Source organism: Sebaldella termitidis ATCC 33386 (assembly GCF_000024405.1).
GTDB classification, from domain to species: Bacteria; Fusobacteriota; Fusobacteriia; order Fusobacteriales; family Leptotrichiaceae; genus Sebaldella; species Sebaldella termitidis.
On sequence record NC_013517.1, the window covers coordinates 2942134 to 2956286 of the forward strand.

Genomic DNA, 14153 nt, shown 5'->3' on the forward strand with positions numbered 1-14153 from the left:
TCAAATACTAATTCAAATTTATTAATTCGCTGATTTCATTGGTATTTCTGCAAAAACAGATTTTTTTCAGCAGTTCCTTGTTATTATAGAGTTCAAATATCTCTCTTAACAGCTGTCTGTGTATTTCATCATTATCCTTAACCCCGATTATTATATCTGCTTTGTATTCCCCAGCAGCACTGCTTTTTATTCTGAAACCCACACATGTTTTAGTTACTATGTCTTTTTTTATAAGATACACGGAAAAACTTTCATTAATATGTATTTCCGAAATATATTCCTTTGCGTTTCTTATTTCAAGATAATTTTCATTTATTATTTTTTTTATTAATTTTTTTACATTTGTTTTTTCAGAAAAAATTTCATTTTCTATTTGAATATATCTTTTATTCAAAAATTTCTTTATCCCCTTAAATGAAAAAGCAGTATTTTTGCTCTTTAAAGCATTTTTCAGATATATTTCAGTTACATTCCGCACATCAGCCTCATTAAATAATGCCGTTACATATGCTATAGGCATGTCTATCCCCGAAATATTTATAGTAGAAATTATGAGATCTATATCCTTGAGATCATATCCTGCCTTAAGACGTCCTGTAGATATTACATCTGCAATATCCCATTCAGGAAAGGAATGCCTTATACGTCCTCTTAATAAATGTGATGAACCTACTCCGCTGGAACATACCACCAGTACTCTTTTCTGCTTCATATTCTGTTCTACTGCTGCTTGAAAATAAAAAGTAAGATACCCTATTTCATCAGGACTGATTGCTCTTATATTGTATTTTTCCAGTGTATCCAATGTTACAAGCCCAACCAATCCGTAAATCGCGGAAAATTCTTTTTTTATATCTTCCAAAATGGGATTCTTTATACTGATATTATATTTCAATCTGTTCATCATAGCTTTAAGATGTAGAATAAGACTTTCATACAGCTGTTTATCCGGCGTTAGCTTAAAATCCACTATTTCTGATATCTTTCTTATTATCTCTTCTGCTATTTCCATTATTACAGGACTGGTATCAAGCAGAAGTTCGCTTGTGTCAGTACCTGCATTGATAATTTCCATTCCCGAGGAAATTAGATACTGATATATAAAATAAGTTTCCTCTTCCGGTACTTCTATTTTGAAAGTTTCTGTTATTTTCCCGGACATTTCCTGTGATATTGTATATATTCTCTTATCTGTTTTTCTAATATCCCTCCTCATTTTATTTTCATAAAGAATATTTCCGTTCCTAAGCCTCTTTATCAGTATCAGTATATGTGTTATCATATTTATGTAATATATTTCCCCCATTGTATAATTCAGCTTCTGCTCTGTATCTTTAAGTATCTTGGCAACAGCTTCCACTTCTTCTCTGCCAAACTGCCCAAAAAGCTCATACAGATTTTCATCATTAAGCCTTGATTCCCTTAACCCGTTTTTATTTTCATGATTCGCAGTCATGAGCTCATTTATTATGCCCAGAATAGCTTTTCTTATGTTCATTTCCGAACCTGTAAGCATAGTTCCGTTTTTATTTCTTTCCAGACGCAGATCATATTGCTTTATTCTGTCTTCTATGTATTTCAGATCATTAACTATGGATGCCCTGCTTATGTAATATTTTTCCGACAGCTGTTGTATGGAATAGGCTTTTGGCGAATTGCTCAAAAATTCGGTAAGTATCTTTTGTCTCCTGTATTCTGTTGACATGTAATCATTTTTATTTTCTTTTCCTGCATGAAGCTCAAAATTCAGCTTCATTTTCTGTTCTTTTGTTATATTAAGCTTTATTCCTGTACCGGGCCGCTTTTCCAGAAAAATATACCTGCTCTTCAGATATTCTTCTATTGCTTTCAGCTCCCTGTAAACAGTTTTTTCTGAAACTCTTATATTTTCTGCTATATTTTTTACGGGAATATAATCTCCCTTATCCATGAGATATATAATAATCTCTTTCTGTCTTGATAATAACGAATGCATTCAGACTTCACCTCCTGACTTTTTTATATACTAAATGTTAACACTATTTTCCCTAATAGAAAATACTAACTGCTGTCCACAAGTATACAGACTTTTTATACTTTAGTCTTTCATAAACAATATAAAAAGTGAGTTTTAACGCACTGTTCAAAAGAAAAACTTCCAATAAAAATTTCCTGTTTTATAATTTTATGTAAAATAAAAAACCATTTCAAAACAAAATGAACTGATAAAATAAACAGATTTTATAATTCTATCCGATATTTTATAAATTATTTTATTATGAAATGGTTTTTTCATTACAATATAAATTTATTTTAAAAGCTTTATTTTATTATCTTCGAGTGATTCTATCCTTACCAGTGACAATATCGGTATATTTTCCTCTTCTACATATTTACGGCCGTTTTGAAACGCCTTTTCTATAACGATACCTACTCCCGCTATATTTGCACCGATCTGTTTTGTAATATCTATAAGTCCTCTAATTACTTCCCCTTTAGCTAGAAAATCATCAATAATCAGTATGTTATCTTCAGGCTTTATATAGTCCCTTGAAACAGCTATAGTATTTTTCTCTCCTTTGGTATAAGAATTTACCTCTGTAGTAACCAGTCCGTCATTTAATGTCAAAGACAGTTTTTTTCTGGCAAAAACAACCGGTACACCCATATGAAGTGCTGTAAATACTGCGGGTGCTATTCCCGAGGATTCTACCGTTACTACTCTGGTAATATTTTTATCCTTAAAATACCTTGCGAATTCTTCTCCTACTTTAGCCATAAGCTCTACATCAATCTGATGATTCAAAAATGAATCTACCTTCAGAATAGACCCCGGTAAAACCCTTCCTTCTGATAATATCTTATCTTCTAGTAATTGCATTATATCCTCCCAATAAAAATTTATTTCATTTATTATAACATAATAAATAAATTTTTTGTGTAAAATCTTAGAAAATAATTTTTTATTTTACAAAAATAAAATAACCATATAAGAAAATAAGTTTATCTTAAATAAAAAAGTCCCCGTTATTTCAGGAGGACTGCTAAATTTAAATTAATGGACTATAAACAGATATTTCCGTTTTTTTTGAACACATTTCACCTATTTTAGGTAAAAGTTCAGTAAAATGCTTAGTTTTCATATGCGCATCAAGATGTGCCTGTGACTCCCATTTTTCAATTATTACTATTTCATCTGAAGAACTGTTGCTCAAATATGACTTGTATTCTATACAGCCGTCTTCCTGATTTGTTTTTTCTATCAGTTCCTTTAAAATGTTTTCTGCTTCTTTTAATTTCCCCTGATTAAAAAACATTTTTGCTGTTACTACTACCATTTTCTGACCTCCTTTTTTTTCTAGTATAGCATATAAATTATATATTTTGTCCAAAAATCTTATTTTCTTTTCGTAATATCTGTTATTTTCATAGTATTCATAAATAAAAAAATATTCTGATTGACAAAAAACAAAAAATAGGCGATAATAAATTGGTACGGACAACCTTACAATTTTAACAAAATATATGCCGTAATTTTGGCAGAAAAGGAAAAGTATGAAATTGAAAAATTCTAAGCTGCCTCTTTATCATCAGCTGGCAGAAAAAATTACAGAGGAAATAAAAAATAATAATCTAAAAGAAGATGAAAAAATTCCTTCTGAAAGAGAATACTGTGAAAGATATAAAGTAAGCAGATCTACAGTACGCGAAGCTGTGAAGCATCTTGAGCAGACAGGATATCTTTACAGAATTCAGGGTAAAGGAACATATGTTTCACCTAAAATGATGAAACAAAACCTTCTTGAATTTTACAGTTTTACGGAAGAAATGAAAAAGCTCGGTAAAACACCTTCCTCTATAATTAAATCCTTCAAAATCACTACCGCAGATAAAGAAACAGCTAAAAAGCTGAATATTCAGGATGAAAGCAAAATTTACTGTCTTGAACGGATAAGACTGGCGGATGAGGTTCCAATTATGATTGAAAAAACATATTTACCCCTGTCAAGATTTCCAAGACTTACAAAAAATGACTTTGTCAAAAATCCTATGTATACAGTTTTTATAAACGAGTACAATGTAACTTTTGAAAAAGCAGTAGAGAAATTTTCAGTTGCTTATCCCGGCAGAGATACAGCTAAAAAGCTTTTGCTCACACAGAATATTCCCTGCATAAAACTGGAAAGAACAACATACGAAAGTGAAAGAGTTATTGAATACACAGTAGGCATTATAAGGGGTGACAGATTTCAGTTTGAAGTAACTCTGGACAATAACAGAAGACATTTTTAAAACATTTATTATTTTATCTTATCAAAAAATTTTTAGGAGGAAGCCATGGAATTAAAATATGAAACAATCAAAGAAATCAAACAGCAAAAAAAATTATGGATTGAGCTGCTTGATTCTCTTAGCCAGAAAAACGGGGAGATCAGAGACTTTTTAAAATCAGTAAATGCAGATGAAAGAAAAATTATTTTTACAGGTGCCGGAACTTCAGAATTTGTAGGAAATACTCTCTTGCCTAATGTAAAAGATAATTTCCGATCTGTTGCCACTACAGATATAGTGGAAAATCCGGAAACTTATTTGAAAAAAGATGATAAAATTATGCTTGTTTCTTTTGCAAGATCAGGTAACAGTCCTGAAAGTCTTGCAGCTGTGGATCTTGCAGATCAGCTTGTAGACGATATAGCCCACTTTGTTATTACATGCAGTGAAGAAGGAGCTCTTTCACAAAATTCCAAAGGTAAGAAAAAAACTTATGTATGGTATACTCCTAAAGCTTCCAATGATAAAGGATTTGCTATGACAAGCAGCTTTACATGCATGCTTTTAAGCGGACTTTACATTTTCGGAAACATTGACGGCTCGGAATTAAGAACTATGATAGAAAATACAATAAAAGAAATAGAAAATCAGGAGACAAACTTTGAAAAATATATAAAAGAACTCATCGGTCTGGATATAGAACGGATCGTATATTTGGGAAGCGGAACACTCAGAGCTCTTTCCGAAGAAGCAACACTAAAATGTCTTGAACTCACAGGCGGTAAGTTGAACGTTTTCTATAATTCACCGCTTAGCTTCAGACATGGACCAAAATCAATAGTTAATGAAAAAACTTTAGTAATAAATCTTATGTCAAACTGTGATTACACAAGAAAGTATGAAATTGACCTGATTAAGCAGATGCATGACGAAAAAAGCAAAAAATATCTTGCTGCCCTTGATGTAAAACACGACAAAGAAATAGAATCAAATGTAGTTTACTATATTTCATTTAATAACTCTACACTTGCAGGGTATCCAGAGATAATTAATGCTTTTATTTATATATATTTCGCACAGCTCTTTGCATATACCAAATCTGAAAGCCTCGGCTTTAATCCTGACGATCCCTGCCCTACCGGAGAAGTAAGCAGAGTCGTTCATGGTGTTAAGATCTATCCTTATGAAAAAAAATAAATAATATAAAAATCAGAACCTTCTGTAAAAACAGAAATACGGTTCTGATTTTTTATATTATCTAAAGTTTATATCATACTTAATTTATAGATTATTTTGATTTTCTTCGGCTTTTCATATCTTTTTCTACGAATCCCTTAGCTTCTTCCCTTGAAAGCTCTCTGTGTTTATTCATTTCCATGAACTGATCTGTCTTCCATTCCAAAAACTGATTGTAATATTTTTCATATGTCTCTGGTTTTGAGTTTTGAAAAGTCATCAGAGATCTGTAATATAATTCAATATCCCCGTCAGTAAAAGAAGAAAACTTTTTATTTTCCTGCATAAAAGCAAGTTCTTCTTTAGTAAATGTCATTTTTCTCACATTATCTCCATACTGCACTATTCCTGCCCCTATAAAAGCTATTAATAAAAAAATTATTCTTTTTTTCCATGACCATTTTTTTATTATCAGAGAATAAATTCCCCATATGATTGCCGCTGCCATAATAATTATACCAATAACCATAATAAAATTCATTTTTCCCTCCTGTAGTAATTTTTATTTTGCTATTAAATTTAACATGTTTATTTACATATGTCAATTTTTCAAAAAATAAATATATCATACTCACTTTAAAATTATTGCCTAAAATAAAAAACCGAATTAGTTTTTATATAAAATCCGGTTTTCATTTATTATTTTTATTTATATTCAGTTTTACTTTAATGCATTCAGACCTGCAAGATTTAGGAAATTCCAAGGCTTGTTAAAATGCGGCTGGAAGAAGAAATCTATAAATGCCAGTTCATCAATAGTCATATTATTCTGTATGCATACAGATATTGTATTTATTGACTGAGTCAGATCAGCTTTTGAATTCAGCTGTGCTCCTATTATTCTTCTTGATTCCTTTTCAAAAACAACCTTTAATGTTACTTTCTCATATGTAGGCATAAATTCCGGTCTGTAATTATCTACAGCATAAACTATATCCACATCTATTCCTTTTTTCTTAGCCTCTTCTTCTGTAATTCCTGTAGATGCCATATTATTTTCATATATTTTTATTCCTGAAGTTCCCTGTGTTCCCGGATGCTTTATTTTATCGCCTTCAAGATTAATTGCTGCAAGTGTTCCCATTCTTACTGCATTTGTAGCAAGAGGGATATACATATATTCTCTTGTCGGATTATAATAAACTGAACAGCAGTCTCCGGCAGCCATTACATCTTTATCACTTGTTCTCATATATTCATCTACTTTTATCGCACCATTTGGAAGCATATCAAGCTGTCCCTTGAATATATCAGTATTCGGTCTGAAACCTACACTCATAATTACCATATCAGCTTCATATGTATTTTTATCAGTAATTACTCTTTTTACAGTTCCGTTTTCACCTTCGAATTTCATTACCTTTTCAGATACTGCTACTGTTATTCCGTGTTCTCTGAAAGTTTTTTCAGCTACATCAGTAAAATCTTTATCCAGATATTTACTTAGAATTCTGTCCTCTGCATCTATAAGTACTACTTCTTTTCCTTCCTCTCTGAATGCTTCAACCAGCTCCACACCTATATATCCAGCTCCCACTACCACTACTTTTTTTGAGTTTTTAGCTGTTTCGATAATCTCATTTGAATGATTAAAATTTTTAGAAAGTAAGATATTATCCATGTCTATTCCTTCAATTCTTGGAATAATAGGCCAAGAACCAGAAGTAATTATCAGTTTATCAAAAGTCTCTTCAAACTCCAGTCCTGTATCCAGATTTTTCACTACAGCTTTCTTTCCTTTTATATCTATACTGACAACATCATGTTTCATTTTTGTATTTACATTTAATTCTTTCAATTTTTCAGGTGAACAGTAAAACAATCCCTGAGGGTCTTTTACCACTCCACCCACATATAATGCAATTCCGCAAGATAAAAATGATATATTGTCGTTTCTTTCAAATACGGTTATGTCTGCATCAGGGTTTATTCTTTTAGCATTTAATATTGCAGCTGTTCCTGCATGTGTACATCCTACTACTATTATTTTCATATTTACATCTCCCTTTTGTGAAAAATTTACTTTTTTATTTTATACGCTTGTCATTAATTATTTATAGCTCTATTTTACAACATTTTGTAAAATTGTCAAGCAAAGAAAATAATTTGATAATCAAATGAAACTATTTTTTCACAAGTTAAATTTCACATTCTTTGGAATTTTTTAAGATTTCACGAATAATGAGACTTCCTTTATTATTTTTCAAATTTTGTGAGCTTATGCTGTTCTTCCAGTATTTACTTCCTTTTACATTATGAAAAAGCCCCAATGTATGCCGTAAAAATAAATGAGTTCTTTCATTATTCATTTCCATCTTTTCCAAATAAGGAATCATTTTTTCCAGTACTTGATATCTGGAAATATTCTCTTCTCCGTTATTATAGAAAGAATTAACTTCTGCCAAAAGCATGGGATTATCATAAAATTCCCTGCCTATCATAACACCGTCCACATATTTAAGATGCTCTGTTATATCTTCCTTTGTTTTTATTCCACCGTTTATTTCAATCTGCATATACGGCTTTTCAGCTTTCAGCCTGTATACCTCATCATATCTGAGAGGTGGAACTTCTCTGTTCTGTTTTGGATCAAGCCCCGCCAGAACTGCTATTCTGGCATGTACAGTATATCTGTCTGCCCCCGCCTTTTCTATAATATTTATAAAATTCAGCATATCTTCATATTTATCAAAAAGTGTTTTTTCGGCATTATCAGGAAGTATTCCTTTACCGTCTATCCCTATTCTGTGTTTTATAGTAACAGCTTTTCCTGTAGCCTCTTTTATTGCTTTCAGGATATCCAGAACAAGTTCCGGGTAAGCCATGAGACATGCTCCCATCATATTTCCGGAAACTCTGTCTGACGGACATCCCACATTTAGATTTATTTCATCATAAGCATAATTTTCAGCTGTTTTTACAGCTTTATATGCATCCTCAGGAGTCGTAGCAGCTATCTGAAGCGCTATCGGATGTTCTGCTTCGTCAAAGCCCAAAATACGCTCCAGATCGCCGTGTATAATTGCCTGTGCAGTGACCATTTCCGTATATAACAGAACATCTTTATTTATCATACGGACAAAATTTCTAAAATATCTGTCTGTTTTATCTACCATGGGTGCTACACTTATTACAGGCTTTTTTAATTTCATTTTATTTCCTTCCAATCATTCTGTCCCTGTTTTTTGATTAATATTTAAATTTAAGATATCTATAAAACAAGGTACTAATCTATAATTATTTTTCCAAATATTCTTTTATTACTGCAGCCATTGTTTTAGCCGAAATTCTCAGGCTTTCCTCATCAATATTGAATTTTGGATGGTGATGCGGATACCAGACATCTCCTTCCGGTTTTGCTCCCACATAATAATATGCTCCCGGAATCTTTTCCAGATAATAGGCCATGTCCTCAGACCCTGTTACCTGTCCGCAGTCTAAAAAGTCTTTTACTTCATTAAGCTCCGAATTTTTTATAGCATTAACCACAAGCTCCGTCATTTCCGGATTATTTACCAGAACCGGATAATCATGCGAATAAATCAATTCATAAGTACATTTATAGGCTTTCATTATTCCGTCCAGTATTGTTTCAAATTCTTCTTTTACCTGCTCTCTTACCTCGCCGGACAGTGTTCTTACATCTCCTTCAAGCTCTACATGATCATTTATTACATTAAATGATCCCTTTCCGTCAAAAGAACCGATAGTTACCACTGCTGTTTCCAGAGGATTAACTCTTCTGCTTACTATGGACTGGACACCCACCACAAAGTGTGAAGCTGCCACTATAGGATCATTTGACAGATGCGGCATTGACCCGTGTCCTCCTTTTCCGTTAATCCTTACTTTAAAATATGATCTTCCCGCCTGCGTTACTCCCGAATGATATCCCACAGTACCGAGAGGTGCTGTTGTCATTACATGAATACCGAATATCGAATCTACATCATCTAAAATACCTGATTCCATAATTGTCTTTGCTCCGCCGGGAGGTGTCTCTTCTGCAGGCTGGTGTACAAACTTTATTGTACCGTCTATGTCCTCTTTCATCCCTATGAGAATATCTGCAAGAATCATAAGGTATGCAGTATGGCCGTCATGTCCGCAGGCATGCATAACTCCGGGGTTCTGCGATTTATATTCTATATCATTTTCTTCCTGAATGGGAAGTGCATCAAAATCAGCTCTTACTGCTGCTGTTTTTCCGGGATTTTTCCCTTTCAGAGTTACTACTATCCCGTTTCCTCCGCCTATATTAGTTACTATCTCCACATCTTTCCCTTTATAAAAATCAGCAATATATGCAGCTGTCCCCGTTTCATGAAAAGAAAGCTCCGGATGCATGTGCAGATACCTTCTTATCTGTACTATCTCATCATATCTCCTGTCAATTTCCTGATAAACCTTTTTTATATCTAACATTTTTTCAGCTCCTTTATTTATAATTTATTACTTCTGTTATTTTATAAGCATTATTTTCTTTTGTAATCTGAATAATAATAGCAGAGTCATCATCCTGAATATATCTGAGAGCATAAATTCCATAACCTGAATCAGGGTCATCCATAAAAAAGTCTATTAAAAAATTATCATAATTCAGATTATTCAATATTTTTACAAATCCTGCGGGATTCATTCCTTCATCTGCAAGCAATCCCTGAATTTCCCCGGTATTTATATCTTTTGAAAATGCAGATTTATAATTCGATATATTTATATTTTTATAATTCTTTATCAATATTTCTCTTGTATCAAAAATATCTTTTACTGTTTCTTCAGCCTCTTTCTCACTGCTTACTTTGAATTTCGATTCTTTTTGATATATAATAAGGTTTTGGGCTGCTGTTTTATAATCCTTCCCGTCTATATATTTTATTATATTTTCTGTTGTCATTTCCGGGAAAATAACAAAACTCAGCAACAATACTCCTACAAATACCAGCTTCTTCATTTTTCCTCCTAAAATTTTATTTTTACGCTTAATATAAATAATACCTGAATTAACAATAAAAATCTAGTCTTTTTCGCTAAAAAAATTAAAATCTGTTTCCCGCATTCTTCAATAGAGATTTATGATTAAAAACAGAAATCCGCAGATAAGAAAAAACCGGTTTATTTGAACCGGTTCTTTTAGAAAATTTATTATATATCAAGATCTGTGTCAGCTCCAAAATCGAAATCATCATCATGCAGATGAACTATTTCCAAAGCTTTTTCATAATTTGTCGATTTTTTAGAGAAAAAGTCATGCTGTGTAGTTTCCACGTTAAGTCCGTTTAATACTATAGGATTCACTTCTTTCACCTCAAACTCTTCATCGAATCCCAGATTCATCAGCGCTTTATTCGCATTATATCTTATATATTCTTTTACATCACCAGATAAGCCTATTTCTGTATATACCTCATCAGTGTATTTTAATTCATTTTCATACAGCACATACATGAGCTCCTTTAGATTTTTCTCTATTCTCTGTTGATCTTCAGGAGTAAATTTTTTGAAGAATTCCTGTGCCAGAAGCCCTACAAATACTCCGTGTATTGATTCATCCGCTATTATTTTTTTTATTATATCACAGCTGGCCCCCATCTGTCCCTGGCCTGCAAGCCACAGAGGAAGAAAAAATCCGCTGTAGAATAAGAATGTTTCCAGTAGTACAGACGAACTCAGAGCCATGAATATCTCCTCGTCAGTAGCGTCCTTTTTATCTAATTTTCTATAATAAGAATCTATTGTTCTTGCCTTAAACTGAAGATATTCATTTTCCTGCACCCAGTTAAATATTTCATTTATCTCCGGAGTTGTTGCCACAGTAGTAAATATTGTTGAATATGACTTCGCATGAATAGTTTCCATCATACACATATAAGACAGCACAGATTTATTCTGAAGCGAATCTATATGATCTATTACTTTCGGCATTCCAGTGTGACTCTGTAATGTATCAAGAAGTGTAAGTCCTCCCAGTGCTTTCTTATATGCCTCTCTCATTTCCTGCTCCAGTGAATTCCATGAATCTATATCCTTTGAAGGTATATATTCCGTATCTATCCAAAATTGTTTCAGGTTCTGCTCCCAAAACATTTCCACATAATCATTTTCCGGTGTATTCCAGTTAACCGCAATGTATTTTTCCATATTTATTTCCACCTTTCCTTTTCTAAACCGCGCACGATACGCATTCATCTATTGTAGCTTTTCTCGTTCTTGTATAATATAGTGATTTAAGACCCATTTTATGGGCATATACATAATATTTAGCCAGATCTCTTGTATTATCACTGCTGTTAGTATATAAAATTGTTGATATCCCTTGATCAACGTGTCTCTGAATAACAGAAATCAGTTTTATCAGACTTTTTTGATCCATGTCATATGCTGACTTGTAAAAGAAATAATTATCATTTGTCAGGTAAGGCATAGGGTAAAATGTTGTGCTGTCTCCGTACTCTCTTACTTCTATAGTATCTACTATAGGCATTACAGATGCTGTAGAGCTTAATATATAAGAAGTAGACTGATTCGGAGCTATTGCCATTCTGTATGCATGATACATACCGTTTTTCATAACCTGTCCTTTAAGGATTTCCCAGTCTTCCTTAGTAGGAATATGAATCCCGTCAAAAAGTTCTTTTACTTTTTCTGTTTTAGGCATATATTCGTGTTCTGTATATTTATCAAAATAAGTTCCTTTAGCATATTCTGATTTTTCAAAGTCTTTAAATCTCTTATTTCTGTCTCTGGCTATTTCCATTGATTTTTCTATTGAATAATAATTTACGATCATGAAAAATACATTACAAAAATCCAGTGCTTCTCTGCTTTCATACATTATAAAGTTTTTTGCGAAGAAACCGTGAAGATTCATTGCCCCAAGCCCCACACTGTGCAGCTCCTCGTTTGCTTTTTTTATAGAAGGAACCATGTCTATATTTGTGAGGTCAGAAACCATTGTAAGAGATTCCATTGCTGTTTTTACAGCCTCTTTTATTCTCTTATTTTCCATTACAGTCACTATATTCAATGACCCAAGATTACATGAGATACCTCTTCTTATTGTGTCTTCTTCATAATATGTTCCTATATCCGAAACTTCTGAAAGCTGCATTATCTCTGTACAAAGATTTGAAAATTTTACTTCTCCTATATCTTTTAAAGCATGTTCATTATTTGCATTATCTTTAAAGAATAAATATGGATAACCGCTTTCTTTTTGTGTCTGTGCTATTTTCACAAGCAGATGTCTTGCATTCAGCTTTTTCTTTTTCACATTGGGATTATCTACCAATTCCTCGTACATTTCATTCATATCCATATCATCAAGATATTTTCCATATTCCTGAAACACCGTATGAGCATGAAATACATAATAAGGCTCGTCTTTTTCTGCCAGCTCCATAAATTTATCAGGTATTATAACTCCTATTGACAATGACTTTATTCTTACCTTTTCATCTACGTTTATCTTCTTACAGTCAAGAAATTCTTCTATATCCGAATGAAATACATTCAGATATACAGCTCCTGCACCGGCTCTCTGACCAAGCTGATTTGCATAAGAGAAAATATCTTCAAGTATTTTCATTATAGGAAGCACTCCGCTTGCTCTTCCTTCCACTCCCTTGATAGATTCTCCCCTTCCTCTCAGCTTTGAGAGATTAAGTGCCACTCCTCCGCCTATTGATGAAAGCTTCATGGCAGAATCAACAGCATAACCTATTCCGTTCAGGTTATCACCGATTTCATCCAGAAAACATGATACTAATTCTCCTGATCTTTTCTTTCCGGAATTCAAAAATGTTGGTGTAGCAGGCTGATATTCTTGATTTATCAGCATTTCGGCATATTCCAGCGACTGTGTAAGGTTTCCCTGTCCAAGATACAATGAAATAACCGCTATTCTGTCCTCATATCTCTCCAAAAACTTTTCTCCGGAATCATCTCTCAGTGCATAGCTCTGATAAAACTTAAATGCACTCATAAACGACGGAAATCTGAATTTTTTATCATATACCAGCGTAAATACTTTTTGTATTTCTTCAAAGGTATACATCTTGTAAAAATCAATATAATAATCATTTTCTATGAGATAATCAATTTTTTCTTTCAAAGTATAGAAAAAAACAGTATTTTTATTTACATAATCCAGAAAATATGATTTTACTGCTTCTTTATCTTTCTCCAGCTGAAACTCGTCATCTTTTTTTATCATTATCTCATTATTGAGAAATATCCATTTTTTTGCTATCATCTTATTTCCTCCACTTTTCTTATAAATGTTTCTACTTCCGAATTCAATCCTGCCAGTTCAAATTTTAAAATAACAGGTATATTGTAATGTTCTGATATTTTATCTGCTGCCAGGGCATATAATTTCCCCCAGTTCATATTGCCGCTTGACGATACACTCAGTATCTTTTCATTATTTTTCAAAAGAAATTTTTCTGTTGTTTTTGAGACTTCACCGAAATTAGTGGTGAATGTCACAAGATGTCCTTTGTTTTCAGCAACAGTTTCTTCATTTATTTTAATAAAAATCCAATTTTTTAAAGGCCGTATTTTATTTATAAATCTTTCTACATTGCCTGTTTTAGAGTCATAATATATATATTTCATATCATAACCTCGCTTTCCTTAGATAATAAAAGGCGACAAGGTAATAT

The 14153-nt window shown here is 32.6% G+C and carries 13 protein-coding genes; 2 read left to right on the top strand and 11 right to left on the bottom strand.

Annotation, left to right across the window (positions count from 1 at the left end; genetic code table 11):
* Positions 1–7: 7 nt before the first annotated feature.
* The 3 genes from STERM_RS13535 to STERM_RS13545 form a co-directional block, all read right to left on the bottom strand.
* Entirely contained in the window at positions 8–1975 is a 1968-nt protein-coding gene (locus tag STERM_RS13535; RefSeq protein ID WP_012862193.1) for a BglG family transcription antiterminator, read from the bottom strand.
* 312 nt (positions 1976–2287) lie between these two features.
* Positions 2288–2860 carry a xanthine phosphoribosyltransferase gene (locus STERM_RS13540; RefSeq protein ID WP_012862194.1) on the bottom strand — a complete coding sequence of 191 codons (573 nt, stop codon included), beginning with the start codon at positions 2858–2860 and terminating at the stop codon, positions 2288–2290.
* A 169-nt stretch (positions 2861–3029) separates the two neighbouring features.
* Positions 3030–3317 (bottom strand): putative quinol monooxygenase, encoded by a 288-nt coding sequence (locus tag STERM_RS13545; protein WP_012862195.1) that lies wholly within the window; start codon positions 3315–3317, stop codon positions 3030–3032.
* 217 nt (positions 3318–3534) lie between these two features.
* On the opposite strand from STERM_RS13545, the gene STERM_RS13550 reads away from it, so the two are divergent.
* Together STERM_RS13550 and STERM_RS13555 are read left to right on the top strand one after the other, a co-directional pair.
* A complete protein-coding gene (locus tag STERM_RS13550) occupies positions 3535–4272 on the top strand; it encodes a GntR family transcriptional regulator (RefSeq protein ID WP_012862196.1) in 738 nt (245 codons plus the stop codon).
* Positions 4273–4317: 45 nt separating this feature from the next.
* Positions 4318–5448 (top strand): SIS domain-containing protein, encoded by a 1131-nt coding sequence (locus STERM_RS13555; protein ID WP_012862197.1) that lies wholly within the window; start codon positions 4318–4320, stop codon positions 5446–5448.
* Positions 5449–5539: 91 nt separating this feature from the next.
* Here STERM_RS13555 and STERM_RS21345 read toward each other — a convergent pair whose 3' ends face one another.
* The 8 genes from STERM_RS21345 to nrdI all read right to left on the bottom strand — a co-directional run bounded on the left by STERM_RS21345 (position 5540) and on the right by nrdI (position 14106).
* A complete protein-coding gene (locus STERM_RS21345; RefSeq protein WP_012862198.1) occupies positions 5540–5968 on the bottom strand; it encodes a hypothetical protein in 429 nt (142 codons plus the stop codon).
* Positions 5969–6148: 180 nt separating this feature from the next.
* A complete protein-coding gene (locus STERM_RS13565) occupies positions 6149–7480 on the bottom strand; it encodes an FAD-dependent oxidoreductase (protein WP_012862199.1) in 1332 nt (443 codons plus the stop codon).
* A 145-nt stretch (positions 7481–7625) separates the two neighbouring features.
* The gene (gene dusA / locus STERM_RS13570) at positions 7626–8639 is read right to left on the bottom strand and encodes a tRNA dihydrouridine(20/20a) synthase DusA (protein ID WP_012862200.1); all 1014 of its coding nucleotides are present in this window, start codon (positions 8637–8639) and stop codon (positions 7626–7628) included.
* Between the two features lie 85 nt (positions 8640–8724).
* Positions 8725–9912 carry an amidohydrolase gene (locus STERM_RS13575; RefSeq protein WP_012862201.1) on the bottom strand — a complete coding sequence of 396 codons (1188 nt, stop codon included), beginning with the start codon at positions 9910–9912 and terminating at the stop codon, positions 8725–8727.
* Between the two features lie 13 nt (positions 9913–9925).
* Positions 9926–10441 (bottom strand): hypothetical protein, encoded by a 516-nt coding sequence (locus STERM_RS13580; RefSeq protein ID WP_012862202.1) that lies wholly within the window; start codon positions 10439–10441, stop codon positions 9926–9928.
* Between the two features lie 191 nt (positions 10442–10632).
* Positions 10633–11628, bottom strand: a complete 996-nt coding sequence (nrdF, locus tag STERM_RS13585; RefSeq protein ID WP_012862203.1) for a class 1b ribonucleoside-diphosphate reductase subunit beta — start codon at positions 11626–11628, stop codon at positions 10633–10635.
* Positions 11629–11650: 22 nt separating this feature from the next.
* Positions 11651–13741 (bottom strand): class 1b ribonucleoside-diphosphate reductase subunit alpha, encoded by a 2091-nt coding sequence (nrdE, locus tag STERM_RS13590; RefSeq protein WP_012862204.1) that lies wholly within the window; start codon positions 13739–13741, stop codon positions 11651–11653.
* Entirely contained in the window at positions 13738–14106 is a 369-nt protein-coding gene (nrdI, locus tag STERM_RS13595; RefSeq protein WP_012862205.1) for a class Ib ribonucleoside-diphosphate reductase assembly flavoprotein NrdI, read from the bottom strand. The genes nrdE and nrdI overlap by 4 nt, the downstream gene beginning before the upstream one ends.
* Between the last annotated feature and the right edge of the window lie 47 nt (positions 14107–14153).

What these genes read in the sequence shown, in the direction of transcription:
- STERM_RS13535 (WP_012862193.1), bottom strand. Translation starts at nt 1,975, where the DNA reads ATGCATTCGTTATTATCAAGACAGAAAGAGATTATTATATATCTCATG.
- STERM_RS13540 (WP_012862194.1), bottom strand. Translation starts at nt 2,860, where the DNA reads ATGCAATTACTAGAAGATAAGATATTATCAGAAGGAAGGGTTTTACCG.
- STERM_RS13545 (WP_012862195.1), bottom strand. Translation starts at nt 3,317, where the DNA reads ATGGTAGTAGTAACAGCAAAAATGTTTTTTAATCAGGGGAAATTAAAA.
- STERM_RS13550 (WP_012862196.1), top strand. Translation starts at nt 3,535, where the DNA reads ATGAAATTGAAAAATTCTAAGCTGCCTCTTTATCATCAGCTGGCAGAA.
- STERM_RS13555 (WP_012862197.1), top strand. Translation starts at nt 4,318, where the DNA reads ATGGAATTAAAATATGAAACAATCAAAGAAATCAAACAGCAAAAAAAA.
- STERM_RS21345 (WP_012862198.1), bottom strand. Translation starts at nt 5,968, where the DNA reads ATGAATTTTATTATGGTTATTGGTATAATTATTATGGCAGCGGCAATC.
- STERM_RS13565 (WP_012862199.1), bottom strand. Translation starts at nt 7,480, where the DNA reads ATGAAAATAATAGTAGTAGGATGTACACATGCAGGAACAGCTGCAATA.
- dusA (WP_012862200.1), bottom strand. Translation starts at nt 8,639, where the DNA reads ATGAAATTAAAAAAGCCTGTAATAAGTGTAGCACCCATGGTAGATAAA.
- STERM_RS13575 (WP_012862201.1), bottom strand. Translation starts at nt 9,912, where the DNA reads ATGTTAGATATAAAAAAGGTTTATCAGGAAATTGACAGGAGATATGAT.
- STERM_RS13580 (WP_012862202.1), bottom strand. Translation starts at nt 10,441, where the DNA reads ATGAAGAAGCTGGTATTTGTAGGAGTATTGTTGCTGAGTTTTGTTATT.
- nrdF (WP_012862203.1), bottom strand. Translation starts at nt 11,628, where the DNA reads ATGGAAAAATACATTGCGGTTAACTGGAATACACCGGAAAATGATTAT.
- nrdE (WP_012862204.1), bottom strand. Translation starts at nt 13,741, where the DNA reads ATGATAGCAAAAAAATGGATATTTCTCAATAATGAGATAATGATAAAA.
- nrdI (WP_012862205.1), bottom strand. Translation starts at nt 14,106, where the DNA reads ATGAAATATATATATTATGACTCTAAAACAGGCAATGTAGAAAGATTT.